We start from the raw sequence: 19,142 nt of genomic DNA on the forward strand, positions 1-19,142 counted from the left end.
TCCCCAAACTGTACATGCTAAAACAGAGCCTGTTTCGCGCTCATGAGATTGAATTTGTACAGGGGGTTTTTCGTTTGAGACAAAAATGGCAAAAAACGATCGCATTAGTGCTTCTTCCTATTGGATTAACGGCATGTGGTGCAAATGACAATGCAGGTGTAGATACACGACATAATCAATCAGGTCAGCCAGTCGGATATCATTCGAATAACCGTGCGGATGACAATAATCAAGATCATCAAGGGCCAGTTTCAGAGCTCATGGAGGGAATGAACGGTGGGAATACAACGAATGTTGATTATCGCACCCGTCCTCAAGCTGATGATCGAACGCCTCTCGCAGGTGGAGATGGACGCTACAGTCATGGAGATATGAACTATCATAACCAAATGTCGTTCTCTGGCTACGATAAACAAGAGAACGTGCAGCGTTCAAGAAAAATTGCCAATCGCGTCAATAAAATGAACCACGTTGAAGACTCACAGGTGATGGTAACTGATGAAAGTGTGTATATTGCCATTAAATCAGATGGACGTCTAACGTCAGAAGGCGTATCACAAGTGGAAGAAGCAGCGACTCGTTATGCGGATGGAAGAGCTGTCCAAGTCATTAAAGACGAGGGAGCTTTCACACGCTTTAGAGATATGAGAAGAACACAATTTGAAACAGGTCAAACAGGCATGACTCGATAGGTTGAAGCATAAAAAAGCTAAAGTTCCTCAAGAACTTTAGCCTTTTCTTAAAAATAAACCTTAATGCCTGTATAGAATTCGTAAAAGAAATAACAGCCAAATCCAAGTAATAAAATACCAGCAATAATGGATGTCCATTTGATCATCGTTCGATTCATCACTTTTCTTGTTAAGGATACAAGGGTGAGAAGACCGATGTCATGAAGGAGAATCCCTGCCAAAATACCGCCTGATGCCAGCATAAATTCAGATGAATCTGTTTTTGTATATGCATCTGCCAGTACAGCTCCGAATACAGAAACCCAGAACACAAGGTTTCCAGGAGACACCGCAACAAGCAAGCCGTTTCTGTACGTTTTTGCGAAAGATTTATTGACTTTTTCGCCAGCTAAATGGATGTCTTGATCCGCATGTTTAATGGAATCGTATGCGAGAATCATTAAGAAGATAGCTCCGATCAGCCAGAGTGGGATTTGGACAAATGGCAGTGATAAAAACTGAGCAAATCCAGCATACAAAGCCAAGATTAGTAGGAGATCGATGGTCATGCCGCCTGCTCCTACAGTTAAACCATGAAAGAAGCCGTTCTTTAATCCCTGTTTTGTCATTTCAACCGTGATCGCTCTAACTGGCAAAGCAATTGAGAATCCTATGACGATAAATGTGAGAAATGTTTGCAATCGACTAGAACTTCCTTTGAAAAAGTTTGTATAAAAATTCTCCGTTTAGATTAATTATACATAATAGGAGAAAAGGATCAATGGTTATTTCAGATTTCATCTAAATGTTTGGGATAGATGATGTATATAAAGGTGTATATCAAGCTGGCTTTATCTCTTTTGTAGTGGAAAGGAACTATTTTCCTGAAACTTCTTTTTTTCATGGCATCTCTATGCTACACTGTTGTGGAAATGAATAAATGTGACTAGGGGTGCCCGCGGCTGGGCTGAGAGAGAAGTGTATGCTTCTTAACCCTTTGGACCTGATCTGGCTCGTACCAGCGTGGGGAAGTTGAAGATGATACATGTGTCATATGAATGACATTCATGTTTATTTCTAACGACGAAACCAGGTTCTGTTCATAGAGCCTGGTTTTTTGCTGGTGCTGATTCCATCCTGTCCGGTGACAAGAAGAGAAGGAGAGAACAGCAAATGAAAGAAAAGAAAAATACCCCAACAACTCAATCGTTATTATCAAGCTTTGATGGCAGCCGAAAGGTGTATGAGAAAGGGTCAAGACCTGACATTTTAGTGCCAAAAAGAGAGATTGTCCTCTCACAAACGGTGACGCAGGCAGGAAATATTCAAAATGAACCGATTCGTGTGTACGATACGAGTGGACCTTACACCGATGAGCGTGCTCATATCGATGTTACAAAGGGGCTTCATCGTCTGAGAGCGGCATGGATCGAAGAAAGAGAGGATACAGAAAGCTATGAAGGACGTCATGTAAAACCTGAAGATAACGGATATCGCTCCAAAGAGAAAGCGTCACATCATCATGTTCTTACTGATTTTCATCATGAGCCGCTTCGCGCAAAAAAAGGTGCCTGTGTGACGCAAATGCATTATGCAAAAAAAGGTATTGTGACGCCTGAAATGGAGTTCATCGCGTTAAGAGAAGGGCTAAGTCCTGAGTTCGTGAGAGAGGAAGTAGCCAGCGGAAGAGCGGTCATTCCAGCGAATATTAACCATCCTGAAAGTGAACCGATGATTATCGGAAGGAATTTCCATGTCAAAATCAATGCGAACATTGGTAATTCAGCTGTGACATCATCCATTGATGAAGAGGTAGAAAAGATGACGTGGGCCATCAGATGGGGTGCAGACACCATGATGGATCTGTCTACAGGAAAGGACATTCATACAACGAGAGAATGGATCATTCGCAATTGCCCAGTCCCAGTAGGCACCGTTCCCATTTATCAGGCGCTTGAAAAAGTGAATGGCGTGGCAGAAGATTTGACGTGGGACGTGTACAGAGACACGTTAATTGAACAGGCAGAGCAAGGAGTAGACTACTTCACGATTCATGCGGGCGTGCGGTTAAGGTATATTCCGCTGACAGTCGATCGGGTGACCGGAATTGTTTCAAGAGGCGGTGCCATTATGGCAAGATGGTGTCTTGCCCATCATCAAGAAAATTTCCTTTATACCCACTTCGAAGACATTTGTGAGATTATGAAAACGTATGATATTGCCTTTTCACTTGGAGACGGGCTTAGACCAGGATCCGTAGCTGATGCCAATGATGAAGCGCAGTTTGCAGAGCTGGAAACGTTAGGTGAATTGACAGAGATCGCTTGGAAACATGATGTACAGGTGATGATTGAAGGGCCTGGGCATGTTCCAATGGATAAAATCAAAGAGAATGTAGACAAACAAATGGAGATTTGCAAAGAGGCACCATTTTATACATTAGGACCTCTTACAACAGATATTGCTCCGGGATATGATCATATTACATCTGCTATCGGCGCAGCTATGATCGGCTGGTATGGAACAGCGATGCTATGCTATGTGACGCCAAAAGAGCATTTAGGTCTGCCGAACAAAGAAGATGTAAGAGAAGGCGTGATTGCCTATAAAATTGCTGCACATGCTGCTGATCTAGCAAAAGGACATCCTGCTGCTCAAAAGCGCGATGATGCTTTATCGAAAGCAAGGTTTGAATTTAGATGGCGGGACCAATTCAACCTGTCACTTGATCCAGAAAGAGCGATGGCGTTCCATGATGAAACATTGCCTGCTGAAGGCGCTAAGACTGCCCATTTTTGCTCGATGTGCGGACCGAAGTTTTGCAGCATGAAAATTTCCCATGATATTCGTAATCAATCAGAAGAAGTGAAAAAAGAGATGGAGAAGAAGGCGAAGGAGTTTATCAGCCAAGGAAGTCAAATATATTCATCCTAAAAAAGAACCTCGCACGCATGTTGTGCGGGGTTTTATCAGATCGCGGATAAGACTTTTCTTAAGAGGTGGAAAAATGCCTTTAATGCAACCCCTATCATATCCAGACTCGGAATGAGGGCATCTGTTAAATGAAACACGACTGTTTGTCTTTCTGGAGATGTTCGTTTCTTTTTCCGTTTCATAAAGAAAACCTCCTTTTTAAAATAATATACTTCTTTGCAAAGAACAGGGATAGAGATGTTGTTTGAATTTAAACAAAATTTAAACTTCTTGTGTTTGACAGGAAAGAAGGAGGGGAAACGAGTTGAGTAGAGAATGAATGAAAAGAGCCGATCTATTTGGCCAGCTAACAAGAGAGAGTGGAAGGTGATCTTATGATGAAAGTATTTAAGGTAACATTTCATATGAACAATGGGGAAGTGCTTGATTTCGAGCTAAAACGTCCAGCTACCTATGATGTGTATAAGAAAATTGAAGAAGCCAATCATTGGTTTAAGCTGAATAATGAAATCATTAACTTATTAAATGTGAATAGCATCCATGTTGAAACAGATTGACACAGCAAAGCCGCTCAGTGAGAGCGGCTTTCATTATGCAGAGAAATCATTCCGATTATTAAGCTGACCGCGGGACAGCCAGTTCTTTTTATACAAATAAGCAATCACTTCAAGCCAAAGACGCGGTGCTTTTTTCGGGAAGAAAGGTTTTTGGTAATAAGCATAAGCGGCTTTTAAGTCATCCCACTGATGGCAAGCTTTTGTTTGTGTGAAACGGGCAACATCGATGACCCTGACCTGTCCTTCCTTTGTTAAGATCAGATTCCTCAGATGGATATCAGAAGGATTCAATCCTTTCTCGCGTGCTTCTTCTAGCGCATCATCGACTTGCGCAATCATTTGTTTTTTAATAGGAATCCCCTTTGTGAGACATTCATAGAATGTATTTCCTTTAATATATTCCATTAAAATATACTGATCCCCAGATTCATAAATCTCAGGGTAGTAAGACGAACCAGAGAGCTTTTCATAAATAGCGGCTTCTTTGCGGGCAATATGCTGATAAGAAGGGAAAAAGACTTTTAGCGCCATTTTCTTGCCGTCTTTTTTGTATGAAAAGACATAGGCACTTCTTCCTTTGCCGCACAGCTCAAGCTCTGCCGGTTTAAAGGCAAGCTTATGAAGACGTTTATCCTCATGATACTGAATCGATTCGGCTAATCTTTTGACTTCTGACATTGACTTCACCTTCTTTGGTTTCAGTTTATGCGGCTGAAAAACGAATGATGAAAAAACCGAGCATTCGATAAAGCAATGGATTGTATAAAACATACCATTTACGAATGAAGGATACAACGAAAGACTCTTCCCATATATTCATGTCATCGATTTGGTTAATGTTTAGAAAAATGGGTCAAACTACATATGTCATGCATCGATCTCATGTTCTAAAGAGGTGTAAATAGTGAAAGTGAAGATGAAATGTTTCGTTACAGGACTTATCATGACAAGTGTGCTTTTTTTCGCTGCGGATATGGAAGGAAAAGAACACTTGCAAAAACAGTCAAACTCGATCACCGTGCAGCTTGAAAAAGTCTATCTAGACGGAGATGTGAGTATTGAAAGACACCGGGCATCATTAGAAGACAAAGACACATTCTGGTCGCAGTATAAAGGCTGGACGCTAGTAGAGCAGAAAGAGGATTTTGCGCTTTTTAGAAAGCAAATTGATGATATCTCTCCATTAAGTAAAGCAAATGGATATATCGGATTATCAGAGGACGGTGTGATTTCTACGTTTCATGGAAGGCCTGACGGCTGGGCGGAGCCCATTCATCTCTTTTTTCAAATTGATACGTCCCGTTTAGAAAGTCATGTGGAGGAGCAGCTTCAGCAAGGCATTCCTTTTCGAACAAAGGATGAATTTGAGCATGTGCTTGAAGTCATGAAGCCTTACCGAAATGAAATATCGTTTTAAAGCGTATAACAGCTTGCTGGTGTGAAGGCCGCAAGCTGTTTTTCGTAGTGTCATCGTAAAAATGCATTGAGCGAACGTATGTTAACTTTTATTGCGGTTTTCTTCTCGATTTATGTTACAATGAAGAACAGTCAAAGAGGTGAAAACGGTGATAGAGTTTGTAAAAGGGACCATTGATTATGTGTGCCCGCAATATGTTGTCATAGAAAACGGCGGAGTGGGATATCAAGTCTATAGCCCAAACCCGTTTATCTATCAAATAAATAAACAAGAAACGATTTATACGTATCATTACATAAAAGAAGACGCTTTTTCGTTATATGGATTTCAAACACGAGAAGAAAAAGCGCTGTTCACAAAACTGTTAAATGTCACAGGGATTGGGCCGAAGGGGGCTCTAGCGATTCTTGCTTCCGGTGATCCAGGCGCTGTCATTTCAGCGATAGAACGTGAAGATGAAGCGTTCCTGATTAAGTTCCCTGGTGTTGGCAAAAAGACAGCTCGCCAAATCATTCTCGACCTAAAAGGAAAGCTAGCTGATGTCGTGCCCGAAATGATTGGCAACCTATTTAATCACGAGGACCATATTCAGGTCGAAACGCAGCAAACGGCATTAGACGAAGCGCTTGAAGCCTTAAGTGTTCTCGGATACGGTGATCGCGAAATTAAAAAGGTTCTTCCATTGTTAAAAGAAGAAAAGAATCTCACAACCGATCAATATGTGAAAAAAGCTTTACAAAAAATGTTGAAATAGGGTGATGTCTCATGGATGAACGGCTCGTCTCAACTGAAGCAGACAACCATGAATCAGCCATTGAGCAAAGTCTGCGGCCACAGGCACTTAGCCAATATATCGGTCAGCAAAAAGTAAAGGATAACCTCAGCGTGTTTATTGAGGCTGCCCGGATGAGGCAGGAAACACTCGATCATGTCCTTTTATACGGACCGCCCGGACTCGGGAAAACAACGCTTGCGTCGATTATTGCCAATGAAATGAATGTTCAGCTGCGTACAACATCTGGACCAGCGATTGAACGTCCTGGTGATTTGGCGGCGATTTTAACGTCTCTTGAGCCAGGTGATGTGTTGTTTATAGATGAAATTCATCGCTTGCAGCGCTCAATTGAGGAAGTGCTTTATCCAGCAATGGAGGATTTTTGTTTAGATATCGTCATTGGCAAAGGAGATACAGCACGCTCTGTACGGCTTGATTTACCGCCATTTACACTTGTAGGTGCCACGACCCGCGTCGGGCTTTTAACAGCGCCGCTTCGTGACAGGTTTGGGGTACATGCAAGATTGGAATACTATGAGCAAAGAGATTTGGCTCACATTGTTTCAAGAACAGCCGAGCTGTTCGAGATTGGGATCGATCTTCGCTCAGCCGAAGAGATTGCAAGACGTTCCCGCGGTACGCCGAGGGTTGCCAACCGTCTGCTCAGAAGAGTAAGAGATTTTGCGCAGGTGCTTGGGAATCATGCGATTACCGAGGACATTGCGGAAGATGCCCTTGAGCGCCTTCAAGTCGACAAGCTTGGTCTTGATCATATCGATCATAAGCTGCTTTTAAGTATGATTGAAAAATTTAGAGGCGGTCCTGTTGGGCTTGATACGATCTCAGCGACAATTGGAGAAGAATCACATACTATTGAAGATGTGTACGAACCGTATTTACTGCAAATTGGTTTCCTGCAAAGAACACCAAGAGGACGGGTCGTCACAAGAGAAGCGTATGAACATTTTCAAATGGAGGTTCCGATTCGTGACTGAATTCCCTAAAATATTGATGATTTTAGGTGGTGTCCTTTTTGCCGCAGGATTAGTATTTCAATTGGTTGGTAAGCTTCCAGGTGATATTTTTGTGAAAAAAGGAAATGTGACGTTCTTTTTTCCTGTGATCACATGCATTGTCATTAGCATCGTGCTCACGATATTACTTAATATCTTTGGACGGATGAAATAACGTTAACTAGTTAACTACAGAATAGGTGAAGGAAATGAAGCTAGAACTATTTGATTTTGATTTACCAGAAAGATTGATTGCACAAGTACCGCTTGAAAAACGAGATGCATCAAGACTGATGGTTTTAAACAAACAAACGGGTGAGGTGACACACGATACATTCTCACAAATCACCGATTATTTTCAAACGGGTGATTGTCTCGTTTTAAATAATACGCGCGTTCTGCCGGCACGTTTGTTTGGAATGAAAGAGGATACAGGTGCAAAAGTTGAACTTCTTCTCTTAAAACAAGAGGAAGGCGATAAATGGGAAACACTTGTAAAACCAGCCAAACGGGTGAAAAAAGGAACAGTTATCACCTTTGGTGATGGACGGCTTCAAGCAGTATGTACAGAAGAATTAGAACATGGCGGCAGAAAAGTTGAGTTTCAGTATACCGGCATTTTCTATGAAGTACTTGAATCCCTTGGTGAAATGCCGCTGCCTCCTTATATTAAAGAGCAGCTTGACGATCGTGAACGCTATCAAACCGTGTATTCGAAAGAGGTCGGCTCCGCTGCTGCTCCAACTGCTGGTCTTCACTTTACAAACGAGCTGCTGGATGCGCTGAAAGCAAAGGGAGTACACATCGCATTCATTACACTGCACGTGGGGCTTGGTACTTTTCGTCCGGTCAGTGCAGATCGTATTGAAGAACACGAAATGCACGCGGAATTTTACGAAATGAATGAAGAAACAGCGGCAGAGCTTAATCGCGTTCGCAAGGAAGGCGGGCGGATTATTTCAGTGGGGACAACGTCAACGAGAACGCTAGAAACCATTGCAAGTGCGCATGATCGCGAATTCAAAGCATCAAGCGGCTGGACGTCAATCTTTATTTACCCAGGCTATACATTCAAGGCAATTGATGGTATGATCACGAATTTCCATCTGCCCAAATCCTCGTTAATCATGCTTGTCAGCGCATTAGCTGGACGAGAGCATGTCCTAAAAGCGTACAATGAGGCTGTAAAAGAGGAATACCGCTTCTTCAGCTTTGGCGATGCCATGCTGATTCAATAACATCATACAACAAAGACAGGAGGGCTCATTTTTGTCGCAATTACCGATACGTTATGAGTTTATTAAAACATGCAAACAAACAGGTGCACGACTAGGGCGCGTTCATACACCGCACGGCTCCTTTGACACACCTGTATTTATGCCGGTAGGTACACTGGCTACAGTCAAAACGATGGCGCCTGAAGAATTAAAGGCAATGGAAGCAGGCATCATCTTAAGCAATACGTATCACCTATGGCTTCGTCCAGGTCATGACATTGTGAAAGAAGCAGGCGGCCTGCACAAATTTATGAACTGGGATCGAGCGATTTTGACCGATTCAGGCGGATTCCAAGTATTCTCTTTGAGTGAATTTAGAAAAATTGAAGAAGAAGGCGTCCACTTCCGTAATCATTTAAATGGAGATAAGCTGTTCCTTTCTCCTGAGAAGGCCATGGACATCCAAAATGCGCTTGGCTCTGATATTATGATGGCATTTGATGAATGCCCACCATATCCAGCAGAATACGATTACATGAAACGATCTGTAGAGCGGACAAGCAGATGGGCAGAACGCTGTCTAGAAGCGCATCAGCGTCCAGAGGATCAAGGACTGTTTGGAATTGTCCAAGGCGGAGAATACGAAGAGCTTCGCAAACAAAGTGCACAAGATCTGGTTTCACTTGATTTCCCAGGCTACGCCATCGGAGGCTTATCTGTTGGTGAACCAAAAGATGTGATGAACCGTGTACTCGAGTTCACAACGCCATTGTTACCAACAGACAAGCCAAGGTACTTAATGGGTGTCGGCTCACCAGATTCCTTAATTGACGGTGCCGTTCGCGGTGTAGATATGTTTGACTGCGTGCTGCCAACGCGAATTGCCAGAAACGGTACGTTGATGACAAGCGAAGGACGTCTTGTTGTGAAAAATGCAAAATATGAGCGTGATTTCAGACCAATCGATGAAAACTGTGACTGCTACACATGTAAAAACTACACACGCGCTTATATTAGACATTTAATCAAAACAAATGAAACGTTCGGAATTCGATTAACAACTTATCATAATCTTCATTTTCTGTTAAAATTAATGGAGCAAGTGAGAGAAGCTATCCGTGAGGATCGTTTAGGTGATTTTAAAGAAGAGTTTTTTGAGCGTTACGGCTTTAACGAACCGAATGCGAAAAACTTTTAACGCATAAACGAAAAGGCTTTACAATGCTTTAGAAAGGGGTGAAATAGAATGGATGGTGGTATGGGTTCAATCATTATGATTGTTGTCATGTTTGCTGTGCTTTACTTCTTATTAATCCGTCCACAGCAAAAGCAACAAAAAGCTGTGCGTCAGATGCAGCAATCTTTATCAAAAGGCGATAAAATCGTCACAATCGGTGGTTTACACGGTGAAATCGACTACATTGATGAATCAAAAGTGGTCATCAAAACAAGCGAAAACAACCGTTTAACTTTCGATCGACGTGCTATTAGAGAACTAGCTGACAAAGGCTAATCCTCCGATACATAGCCATAAAAAAAAGAGCGATATATCCGCTCTTTTTTTATTTGCCTCGAAGATTGACGCCAATCATTCCGCCGAGCATACAAATTCCTAAAAATGCCCCATGATAGATGAACTGCTCTGGTGAAAAGGTTTCTCCAAACCCTAAATATTGAAACAAAAATACAGTGAGAGAAAAGATCATAGAAGTGATCGCACCAATGAGCCAGCCGCGCTCCTTTGCTTTTCCTCCAGAAATGATCCCCCCTAATAAAAGCGCCACAAAGGACAAAATCATAATCATCCATTTAAACGATGATTCCTGCATACTTGTGAAGGTAAGCATGAGCGATACAAGTAAGCTTGTGGCAATCATCACGATAAAAATGGCCATTAAGCCGGATAAAATCCCTTTTCCGATTTGTTTCGTTTCCTGCATGTGATTCGTCTCCTCTCCAATTGACCGAAGCTTGTCTTTTACTAAAATGTATTCACTATGAAGAAAAAATAGACATGTTTCTCACGATAAAAACAGAGGCTTTCTTTTCTACATAAATAAAGGGTTTTGACACAAGCTATGTTAGAGAAGGAGGGTTTACATCACATGCAGGACATCTTGATTATCTCCATGAGAACAATCATTTTATATTTTCTTATTTGGTTTATTTTTCGGTTAATGGGCAAGAGAGAAATTGGCGAATTGAGTATTTTAGATCTTGTCATTTTTATGATGATCGCAGAAATTGCGGTTCTCGCCATAGAAGAAGTCGAGGATCACATGTTACATACGGTATGGCCGATCCTGCTGTTAACCTTCATTCAAATCACACTCGCCTACCTCTCATTGAAATTCCAAGGTGTCCGGCGCTTTCTTGACGGCAAACCGGCCCTGCTCATTATCAATGGGAAAATCGACGAGGGTGCGATGAGAAAACAGCGATACAATTTTGATGACCTGCTCATTCAATTAAGAGAAAACAACATCGATAGCATTCAGGATGTGTCTTACGCCATTTTAGAGCCATCTGGAAAGCTTGCGGTCGTTGAAAAAGAAAACAAGCACACACACGGAGCGCTTGAGCTGCCACTTATTGCTGATGGCGTTGTACAGCACGATCATTTGAAGCAAATTAATCAAAATGAACAGTGGCTGAAAGATGAGCTTGCCAAAAGGGGCTATCATGAAATTGATCAGATTTCCTACTGTAGCTTTAATCAAAAGACATTTTATATTGATTTGAAAGATGAAGTGATCAAGAAGAAATGAGCTAAAGCAGTTTCCCTATAAACGGGATACGGCGAAGCTCTTCTCGCTTCACTAGCCCTAGACAGATTAATAGAATGACATACAGAGCGCACGTAACAAAGATCAGTATCACAAGCTCAATCGGGGCAGAAAAGAGCCCGTTTACTTGAGATTTCAGCCAAAGGCTCACGGCCCCAGTGCCAATGATCACAAGAACGCATATCCCATATTCCTTCATTGGTAAATGAATAGGCAGTACTTTACCGACAGTTGCCGCATGAAGCAGCGTGACAAGGACGATGCCGATTAATATTGCAAGTGCTGCCCCCATAATGCCAAAGCCTGGCTGTGATGCAAGGACAAAAATCATTCCTGTTTTCACAACAGCACCTATCAGACTATTTGTCATCGCCGCACCTGCTAAATTGAGTGCTTGCAAGACGGCTTGAAGCGGCCCTTGAAAATAATATAGAAGGAAAAATGGTGCCATGAATTTTACATAAATAGCCGCATGCGATGAACCATACATAAAGAGCGTTAAATCTTCTGCGTAAACGAAAAGAATAATACAGGAAATACCTCCGCTGAGTAGACAAAGACGCATCGCCTGCTTCAGCCTGTATTCGACCGTTTTGCGTTTGTTCTGCTCCATTCCTTCACTGATCGCTGGGACCAGTGCAGTGGAGAGAGAATACGTAATAAAGCTAGGCAGTGTCAAAAGGGTTAGCGCAAGACCAGTCAACTCTCCGTATTGTCTTGTTGCCTCGACAGCCGCATATCCAGCAATGGCAAGACTTTGCGCGACAACTATCGGTTCTAAAAACCACGAAATATTCCCGATAAAACGGCTGCCTGTTGTTGGCAGGGCAATACTCATCAATTGCTTAAACGTGTCCTTACCGTCATGAATCGCCTTAAAAAATCGTTTTCGAATACGAATGGTCTTTTTATAACGAAAGGCAATCAGTAAATAAGCAAGTGAAATCATCTCTCCAATAACAGATGAAATCATCGCACCTGCTGCCGCATATTCAATCCCATAAGGAAGGAAAGCTGTTGTACATACTGCCACTAGAGAAATTCTTGCAACCTGTTCCAGTACTTGAGATATGGCAAGCGGGCTCATTTGCTGTCTGCCTTGAAAATACCCTCTTAGCACACTGGAAATGGCGATGACTGGGACAACGGGCGTAATGGCAAGCAGTGGATAGACCGTTCTAGAATCTGTCAGCATACTTTCTGCCATGATGGGTGCAAACCATAAAAAGAGCGGCGTGAATATCAGGCTGAGTGTCCCTGTTATCGCAAGGGACATGACAAGAATACGTTTTGTTTTCTGTTTGTCACCCCGGGCTTCTGCTTCTGCGACAAGCTTACTAATAGCGACAGGCAGTCCGAATTGTGTGAGCGTCACAGCGAGAAAAAAGGTAGGAGCAGCCATCATATAAAGCCCGACTCCTTCTTCGCCAATGAACCTTGCAATGACAATTCGATTGACAAAACCCAATATTCTCGTGATAAAACCTGCTAAAATTAAAATAATTGTCCCTTTTAAAAATGTTTGCTTCGTCAAATCAAAGATCACCTGCCTTCTCAAACGACATAGAATCATATACAATAAGATATGCGTGTATATCGTCCAAGCATGACAAGTCTCTCGATAAAAACTGAAAAGGGGGAGCATCCCATTGACACAACATCCGGCTGCAATTTACAAAGACCATTTAAAGCCTTTTCTGTTCAGTAAGCTTGAAGAATTCATCGTTTTGGGCTATAAAGATGTAGATTTAGAGGAATTATGGTCATACTTAGAGAATAAGAAGTGGAAGAAAAAACAAGAGTATCCGATTCATGAAATGGTTGCAGATATTTTATCTGTGAAAATTGGCGAATTTATGAACTATGCAACCGTTCAGTCGTTTAAAACGTCTGCTTTTTTGGACAGTGAAGATGGCAAGAATATGCTAGATGAACTGTTGAAATAAGCCATCTTAATGGATTCAGGTGTTTAAGGAGGAAATACATAATGAAAAAAGGGCGCATTCTTGCGTTTTTCTTAGTGGTTCTGTTAATCGGAACTGGCGTAGGCTTACTAACAAAGCCTGTTGCGAAAGATATGACGCTAGGGCTGGATTTGCAGGGTGGATTTGAAGTCCTGTATGATGTACATCCAGTGAAAAAAGAGGATAAAATCACAAATAGTGTCCTCGTCAGTACAGTGGAGGCTTTAAACCGAAGAGCCAATGTGCTAGGTGTAAGTGAGCCGAACATCTCGATTGAAGGCAACAATCGTATCCGCGTGCAGCTTGCGGGAGTAAAAGATCAAAACAGGGCTAGGGAGATTCTTTCCACTGAAGCACAGCTATCCTTCAGAGATACGAATGATAAAGAACTCCTTAACGGGGCTGACCTGGTCGAAAACAGTGCAAAACAAACATTCAGTCAAACGAATGAGCCAATTGTGACGGTTAAACTAAAGGATGCGAAAAAATTTGGTGACGTCACAAGAAAAGTAGCGGCGATGGCGCCGAATAACCAGCTTGTCATTTGGCTTGATTACCACAAAGGAGATTCCTTCAAAAAAGAAGTCTCAAAATCAAACCACAAATATGTCTCTGCGCCGAATGTGAATCAAGAAATTAACAGCAGTGACGTGCAAATTGAAGGGAAATTTACTGTTCAAGAGGCAAAGGACCTTGCAAGTATTTTAAATGCTGGGGCATTGCCAGTGAAATTAACTGAAAAATATTCAACATCTGTGAGTGCACAGTTTGGTGAACAAGCACTGGACGAAACAGTGTTCGCAGGAATTGTAGGAATCGCATTTATCTTCTTATTCATGCTGCTTTATTACCGATTACCTGGTCTTATCGCTGTCATCACACTTTCAGCTTATATCTACATTACGCTTCAAGTGTTTGACTGGATGGGTGCAGTCATGACGCTGCCTGGAATTGCGGCATTGATTCTAGGGGTAGGGATGGCTGTTGATGCCAACATTATTACTTATGAGCGGATCAAAGAAGAGCTCAAGCTCGGCAAATCAGTCCGTTCTGCTTTCAGATCAGGGAACCGCCGATCATTTGCAACCATCTTTGATGCAAACTTAACAAGTATTATTGCCGGCGGCGTGCTGTTCTTCTTCGGGACAAGCTCGGTAAAAGGATTTGCAACGATGCTCATCCTATCGATTTTAACTAGCTTTATCACAGCTGTCTTCCTATCAAGATTCCTTCTCGGTCTTCTTGTTGAAAGCCGCTATCTTGACCGGAGAAAAGGCTGGTTTGGTGTTCGTCAAAAAGACATTATGAACATTCATGAAACAACAGAAACCACCGAGCCAAAAACGCCATTTGATAAGTGGGATTTCGTCAGCAAACGTAAAGGATTTATGATTTTCTCAGCTACTATCACCATTGCGGGAATCATCGTTCTTTCCATCTTCAAGCTGAATGCGGGAATTGACTTTACAAGTGGAACTAGAATTGATATCCAAAGTGATCACAAGCTGTCAACTGAACAAGTCGAGCAAGACTTTAAAAAGCTGGACCTTGAGACAGACAGTGTCGTGTTATCGGGTCAAAAAGAAAATCAGGCAGCAGCGAGATTTGTCGGTGTGCCGAACAAAGAAAAGATTGCTGAAGTGAAAGATTACTTCAAAGATAAATACGGAACGGAGCCGAACGTAAGTACAGTGTCTCCGACTGTTGGGAAAGAACTTGCCCGAAATGCATTATATGCTGTCATCATTGCTTCAATCGGGATCATTTTATATGTATCCGTTCGATTTGAATATAAAATGGCCATTGCAGCGATTATTTCACTGCTGTATGACGCGTTCTTTATCGTGGCCTTCTTTAGTATTACGCGTTTAGAGGTGGATGTCACCTTCATTGCGGCGATCCTCACAGTCATCGGATATTCGATCAACGACACGATCGTCACCTTTGACAGGGTTCGTGAACAAATGAAGAAGCGCAAACCAAAAACGATTGAAGATCTATCGTACATTGTGAACTTAAGTTTACAGCAAACCTTTACGCGATCTGTCAACACGGTATTAACCGTACTTGTCGTTGTGATCGCACTGCTTATCTTTGGATCAGCGTCAATTACAAACTTCTCCATCGCCTTACTTGTCGGTCTGTTAACAGGGGTGTACTCATCTCTATATATCGCAGCGCAAATTTGGCTCATGTGGAAAGGCCGTGAGATGAAAAAACCGGCGAAGATTGATACTGAGCAAGATATTTAATTGAGTGAGACTGCCCAAGCGGCAGTCTTTTTTCTTTAGTTTTTCCGAAAATAAGACGATTCGAAAAAACATTTCGGGTATCATTGATATTGAAATGGTCTTTTGCTATAATGACATACGCTTAGACCAGTATAGAGAGCAAGTGTCCGTTTGAGGCATTTGGCTTTATTCATTGAAGGGGCTGTTATGAAGGTTCGGGAAACTGAACTGCCAGGTATCGGTCACAAAGCCGAAATGATCACAAGAAATAATGAGAAGCTTGCCATTATTACACACGATGACGGCAGGAGAGAAATGTATCATTTTCAAGAGGACGATCATGGAGAATCTATTTCTGGTATCTTGCTAAACGATGAAGAAACAAGACAAATTGCAGCGATCTTAGGCGGCATGGTATATAAGCCGAAAGCGTTTGAAACTGTAGAAGTAGCCATTGATGAACTGATGATTGAATGGTTTAAGATTGAAAAGAATGCACCAGCTGTTCAGCAAACCATCGGTGACCTGAGTGTCCGCCAATATGATCAAGTAACAGTCATCGCTATCGTGAGAAAATCATATGAGAAAATGTTAAATCCAGGACCTGAAACGGTCATTGAAGAAGGGGATACCCTTGTTATTTCTGGAGAAAGACAAGAAATAAAGAATCTCATTTTAAAAAAACTCAGCAGCTAATTCATGCCTATGCTGATAGATTTTCTTCCGCTCATTTCTTTCTGTGTTTAAAAAGGACAATAAAAAGGGAAGAATAAAAGAAAAAGCTTGGGGGATATGTAGATGAACAAACAACAATGGACCATCATACTCGCATTTATTTTCGTATTAATTGTCTCAGTATTTGCCGTGATCAATGTGCGGCCAGTGCAAGTTGACTACTTATTTGGATCGGCTGAATGGCCGCTGATTCTTGTCATTATTGGTTCTGTGCTCATGGGCGGACTCATTGTGGCTTTTGCAGGGATCTTCCAAATTGTGAAACTAAAACGTGAACTAAAGGCTTTAAAAGCTGAGCGTGCAGCCGCACCTGCACCTGCTGTTTCGAATAAAAAGGTCGATAGAGACGTTCAAAAGAAACCGAATGTGACGCCTTTAAAAGAACAGCCAGCATCATTTGACCGGAAGGAAAAATAATCTTCCAGCACATTTTCATAAAATAAAAATTGAAACCCCTCAGGCCACTCTAGTATAATAGTGTGGTTGAGGGGTGAATTTATGTTATTATCCAAAATGCGCTGGGAATATGAACATCCAAGCGAAGAAAAAGTGAAATCACTCTCTGAAAATCTGAATATTTCAGCGCTGACTGCATCGCTTCTTGTAAAAAGAGGACTCGAAGAAGTAGAAGAAGCGAGGTCTTTTTTATTTGATCAAAAAGCCGAATTTCATGATCCATTTCTTTTAAAAGGAATGAAAGAGACAGTAGAGCGCATCAACAAAGCGATCGAAGAGCAGGAATCGATTGTGATCTTCGGAGACTATGATGCGGATGGTGTGACAAGTACGTCTGTGCTTTTACATACATTAAAAGAGTTGTTTGCGAAAGTAGATTTTTATATTCCAGATCGATTTAAAGAAGGCTATGGGCCTAATGAACAGGCTTTTCGATATATCAAAGAGCAAGGCGCATCGCTTGTCATCACCGTCGATACAGGCATTGCAGCTGTAAATGAAGCACGTATTGCAAAAGAAATAGGGTTAGACCTGATCATTACAGATCATCATGAACCAAGTGAGGAGCTTCCTGAGGCACTTGCGATTGTCCATCCTAAGCAGCCGGGATGTGAGTATCCGTTTAAAGAACTTGCCGGTGTAGGCGTAGCGTTTAAAGTGGCGCATGCTCTTCTTGGAAAGCTGCCAACTCAGCTGTTAGATCTTGCGGCAATTGGGACAATAGCGGATCTTGTGCCGCTTCATGATGAGAATAGATGGCTCGCTAAAAAAGGGCTTATGCAGCTTAGGCAGTCGAATAGACCGGGGCTGAAGGCGTTATTGAAAGAAGCAGGTGCTACTCTTGAAGAAGCAAATGAGGAAACGGTCGGCTTTCAAATTGCGCCAAGGCTGAATGCTGTAGGGCGAATTGAACAGGCCGATCCAGCTGTTCATCTTCTCATGACAGAGGATAAGGATGAAGCAGAAGAACTCGCTCGTTTTGTACAAGAACTGAATAAAGAACGTCAAAAAATTGTGAGTACGATCACAGAAGAAGCCATTCAAATGGTGGAAGAGACAGGTGATGACCAGTCTGCAATCGTTGTAGCGAAAGCTGGCTGGAATCCGGGTGTTGTCGGAATTGTTGCCTCTAAATTGACGGATAAATTTTCTCGTCCGGCGATTGTACTTGGAATAGATGAAGAGACGCAAATGGCAAAAGGATCAGCGCGGAGTATTCCTGGCTTCGATCTATTTTTCCATTTAAGCAAATGCCGCGACATTCTGCCGCATTTCGGCGGGCACCCGATGGCTGCGGGTATGACACTTCGGGCGAATGATGTTCCTTTACTAAGGGAAAGATTAAATCAATATGCGAATGAAACGTTGACAGAAGAAGATTTTATTCCGATTCAGCGGGTTGATGCTGTATGCAAGGTAGACGAATTGACGGTTGAAGCGATTGAAGAAGTGGGGATGCTGTCACCATTTGGCATGCAGAATCCAAAGCCGTTCATCATGATTGAAGATGTGAGACTTGAAGAAATCCGAACAATTGGAGCAAATCAGAATCATATTAAAATGTCTCTGAAAGATGAAGATAAGCTGCTTGACTGTGTCGGTTTTCATCAAGGTCAATTAAAAGAAGAAGTTGTCACAGGTAGCCGCATTTCCGTCATTGGTGAAATGTCCATCAATGAATGGAATAACCGGAAGAAACCACAGCTCATGCTAAAAGATGCCCGAGTAGATGAATGGCAGCTGTTTGATTTGCGCGGCAAAAAGGATTGGGAAAAGACCATCTCCACGCTTGATCCAGAAAAATATGTGGTGGTCTGTTTTGACGAAGAAACAAAACAGGAAGTCAAAATCCCGATTCATCATGTCCATGCAGAAAATGTTTCAACATTCGATGTAGAAGGCAAGTATGTCGTCTTTGCAGATGTTCCTGCAGATGAACACTTGCTAAGGCAGCTGTTAGAAAACCAAAAGCCAGCTAGAGTTTATACGGTTTTCCAAAGAAAAGAAGATCATTTCATGTCCGCTTTCCCTAGCCGTGATCAATTCAAATGGTTTTATGGATTCTTGTTAAAACGAGGAAGTTTCCCTCTCAAGGAACAAGGAATGGAGCTTGCGAAACATAGAGGCTGGACAAAAGATACAATGATTTTTATGACAAAGGTGTTTTTTGAACTCGGTTTTGTTAAAATAGAGAATGGTGTGCTGTCAATAGTACGTGATGCCCCTAAAAAAGATTTAACAGCATCAGCATCCTATACAGCAAAACAACGATTGATGGAACTCGATCAAACACTAACATATTCCTCAGCCAAAGAGCTGAAGGAATGGCTGAATAGCATGATGAGCGAAGTCTCACCTGTGCTTTGACGTACGAGGAGGAAAAGGA

At 42.1% G+C, this 19,142-nt stretch carries 21 protein-coding genes and 1 riboswitch; of the genes, 16 read left to right on the forward strand and 5 right to left on the reverse strand.

All coding sequences use genetic code 11. The features are described 5' to 3' along the window. The first annotated feature begins 74 nt into the window (after window positions 1-74). Window positions 75-692, forward strand: coding sequence for a YhcN/YlaJ family sporulation lipoprotein (locus MHI11_RS06260; RefSeq protein WP_340960695.1), 618 nt, complete (start codon window positions 75-77; stop codon window positions 690-692). A gap of 47 nt (window positions 693-739) precedes the next feature. Here MHI11_RS06260 and MHI11_RS06265 read toward each other — a convergent pair whose 3' ends face one another. Next, entirely contained in the window at window positions 740-1,372 is a 633-nt protein-coding gene (locus MHI11_RS06265; RefSeq protein WP_340960696.1) for a LysE family transporter, read from the reverse strand. A 237-nt stretch (window positions 1,373-1,609) separates the two neighbouring features. Beyond that, window positions 1,610-1,718, forward strand: a riboswitch (TPP riboswitch). Between the two features lie 126 nt (window positions 1,719-1,844). Here MHI11_RS06265 and thiC point away from each other — a divergent pair. Further along, complete coding sequence (gene thiC, locus MHI11_RS06270) at window positions 1,845-3,605, forward strand: phosphomethylpyrimidine synthase ThiC (protein WP_340960697.1); 1,761 nt, start codon at window positions 1,845-1,847, stop codon at window positions 3,603-3,605. Between the two features lie 35 nt (window positions 3,606-3,640). On the opposite strand, the gene MHI11_RS06275 is transcribed toward thiC, so the two are convergent. After that, window positions 3,641-3,787: a hypothetical protein gene (locus tag MHI11_RS06275; RefSeq protein WP_340960698.1), complete on the reverse strand. Its 147-nt coding sequence runs from the start codon at window positions 3,785-3,787 to the stop codon at window positions 3,641-3,643. Window positions 3,788-3,979: 192 nt separating this feature from the next. Between MHI11_RS06275 and MHI11_RS06280 the strand changes: the two genes are divergently transcribed. After that, window positions 3,980-4,162, forward strand: coding sequence for a hypothetical protein (locus MHI11_RS06280; protein WP_003216799.1), 183 nt, complete (start codon window positions 3,980-3,982; stop codon window positions 4,160-4,162). A gap of 33 nt (window positions 4,163-4,195) precedes the next feature. On the opposite strand, the gene MHI11_RS06285 is transcribed toward MHI11_RS06280, so the two are convergent. Further along, on the reverse strand, window positions 4,196-4,840 hold the full coding sequence (locus tag MHI11_RS06285) for a serine/threonine protein kinase (protein WP_106066917.1): 645 nt from the start codon (window positions 4,838-4,840) through the stop codon (window positions 4,196-4,198). Between the two features lie 238 nt (window positions 4,841-5,078). Here MHI11_RS06285 and MHI11_RS06290 point away from each other — a divergent pair, with 238 nt between their 5' ends. The 7 genes from MHI11_RS06290 to yajC all read left to right on the forward strand — a co-directional run bounded on the left by MHI11_RS06290 (window position 5,079) and on the right by yajC (window position 10,097). Beyond that, the gene (locus MHI11_RS06290; RefSeq protein WP_181462012.1) at window positions 5,079-5,579 is read left to right on the forward strand and encodes an intercompartmental signaling factor BofC; all 501 of its coding nucleotides are present in this window, start codon (window positions 5,079-5,081) and stop codon (window positions 5,577-5,579) included. A gap of 148 nt (window positions 5,580-5,727) precedes the next feature. Beyond that, complete coding sequence (ruvA, locus tag MHI11_RS06295) at window positions 5,728-6,333, forward strand: Holliday junction branch migration protein RuvA (RefSeq protein WP_044140019.1); 606 nt, start codon at window positions 5,728-5,730, stop codon at window positions 6,331-6,333. 11 nt (window positions 6,334-6,344) lie between these two features. Further along, on the forward strand, window positions 6,345-7,349 hold the full coding sequence (gene ruvB, locus MHI11_RS06300) for a Holliday junction branch migration DNA helicase RuvB (protein ID WP_106066918.1): 1,005 nt from the start codon (window positions 6,345-6,347) through the stop codon (window positions 7,347-7,349). After that, window positions 7,342-7,542 (forward strand): DUF2905 domain-containing protein, encoded by a 201-nt coding sequence (locus MHI11_RS06305; protein ID WP_012010741.1) that lies wholly within the window; start codon window positions 7,342-7,344, stop codon window positions 7,540-7,542. The genes ruvB and MHI11_RS06305 overlap by 8 nt, the downstream gene beginning before the upstream one ends. Before the next feature lie 34 nt (window positions 7,543-7,576). Next, on the forward strand, window positions 7,577-8,605 hold the full coding sequence (queA, locus tag MHI11_RS06310) for a tRNA preQ1(34) S-adenosylmethionine ribosyltransferase-isomerase QueA (RefSeq protein WP_340960700.1): 1,029 nt from the start codon (window positions 7,577-7,579) through the stop codon (window positions 8,603-8,605). 31 nt (window positions 8,606-8,636) lie between these two features. Then, on the forward strand, window positions 8,637-9,782 hold the full coding sequence (tgt, locus tag MHI11_RS06315; protein ID WP_340960701.1) for a tRNA guanosine(34) transglycosylase Tgt: 1,146 nt from the start codon (window positions 8,637-8,639) through the stop codon (window positions 9,780-9,782). Between the two features lie 48 nt (window positions 9,783-9,830). Next, window positions 9,831-10,097 carry a preprotein translocase subunit YajC gene (gene yajC, locus MHI11_RS06320; RefSeq protein ID WP_003216659.1) on the forward strand — a complete coding sequence of 89 codons (267 nt, stop codon included), beginning with the start codon at window positions 9,831-9,833 and terminating at the stop codon, window positions 10,095-10,097. A 49-nt stretch (window positions 10,098-10,146) separates the two neighbouring features. Here the strand turns inward: yajC and MHI11_RS06325 are convergent, their stop codons facing one another. After that, complete coding sequence (locus MHI11_RS06325; protein WP_044140023.1) at window positions 10,147-10,524, reverse strand: TIGR04086 family membrane protein; 378 nt, start codon at window positions 10,522-10,524, stop codon at window positions 10,147-10,149. A 165-nt stretch (window positions 10,525-10,689) separates the two neighbouring features. On the opposite strand from MHI11_RS06325, the gene MHI11_RS06330 reads away from it, so the two are divergent. After that, entirely contained in the window at window positions 10,690-11,352 is a 663-nt protein-coding gene (locus MHI11_RS06330; RefSeq protein ID WP_106065674.1) for a DUF421 domain-containing protein, read from the forward strand. Between the two features lies 1 nt (window position 11,353). Here the strand turns inward: MHI11_RS06330 and spoVB are convergent, their stop codons facing one another. Beyond that, window positions 11,354-12,904 carry a stage V sporulation protein B gene (spoVB, locus tag MHI11_RS06335; RefSeq protein WP_340960702.1) on the reverse strand — a complete coding sequence of 517 codons (1,551 nt, stop codon included), beginning with the start codon at window positions 12,902-12,904 and terminating at the stop codon, window positions 11,354-11,356. Between the two features lie 115 nt (window positions 12,905-13,019). On the opposite strand from spoVB, the gene MHI11_RS06340 reads away from it, so the two are divergent. The 5 genes from MHI11_RS06340 (at window position 13,020) to recJ (ending at window position 19,123) form a co-directional block, all read left to right on the forward strand. Then, complete coding sequence (locus tag MHI11_RS06340; protein ID WP_003216788.1) at window positions 13,020-13,316, forward strand: post-transcriptional regulator; 297 nt, start codon at window positions 13,020-13,022, stop codon at window positions 13,314-13,316. Between the two features lie 41 nt (window positions 13,317-13,357). Then, a complete protein-coding gene (gene secDF / locus MHI11_RS06345; RefSeq protein ID WP_003216337.1) occupies window positions 13,358-15,586 on the forward strand; it encodes a protein translocase subunit SecDF in 2,229 nt (742 codons plus the stop codon). Window positions 15,587-15,772: 186 nt separating this feature from the next. Next, the gene (locus MHI11_RS06350; protein WP_340960703.1) at window positions 15,773-16,261 is read left to right on the forward strand and encodes a cation:proton antiporter regulatory subunit; all 489 of its coding nucleotides are present in this window, start codon (window positions 15,773-15,775) and stop codon (window positions 16,259-16,261) included. A gap of 102 nt (window positions 16,262-16,363) precedes the next feature. After that, complete coding sequence (locus MHI11_RS06355) at window positions 16,364-16,717, forward strand: LapA family protein (RefSeq protein ID WP_340960704.1); 354 nt, start codon at window positions 16,364-16,366, stop codon at window positions 16,715-16,717. 81 nt (window positions 16,718-16,798) lie between these two features. Beyond that, window positions 16,799-19,123 (forward strand): single-stranded-DNA-specific exonuclease RecJ, encoded by a 2,325-nt coding sequence (recJ, locus tag MHI11_RS06360; RefSeq protein WP_340960706.1) that lies wholly within the window; start codon window positions 16,799-16,801, stop codon window positions 19,121-19,123. Window positions 19,124-19,142 lie beyond the last annotated feature (19 nt).

It is taken from the genome of Bacillus sp. FSL K6-3312, assembly GCF_038007485.1.
GTDB lineage: Bacteria > Bacillota > Bacilli > Bacillales > Bacillaceae > Bacillus > Bacillus pumilus.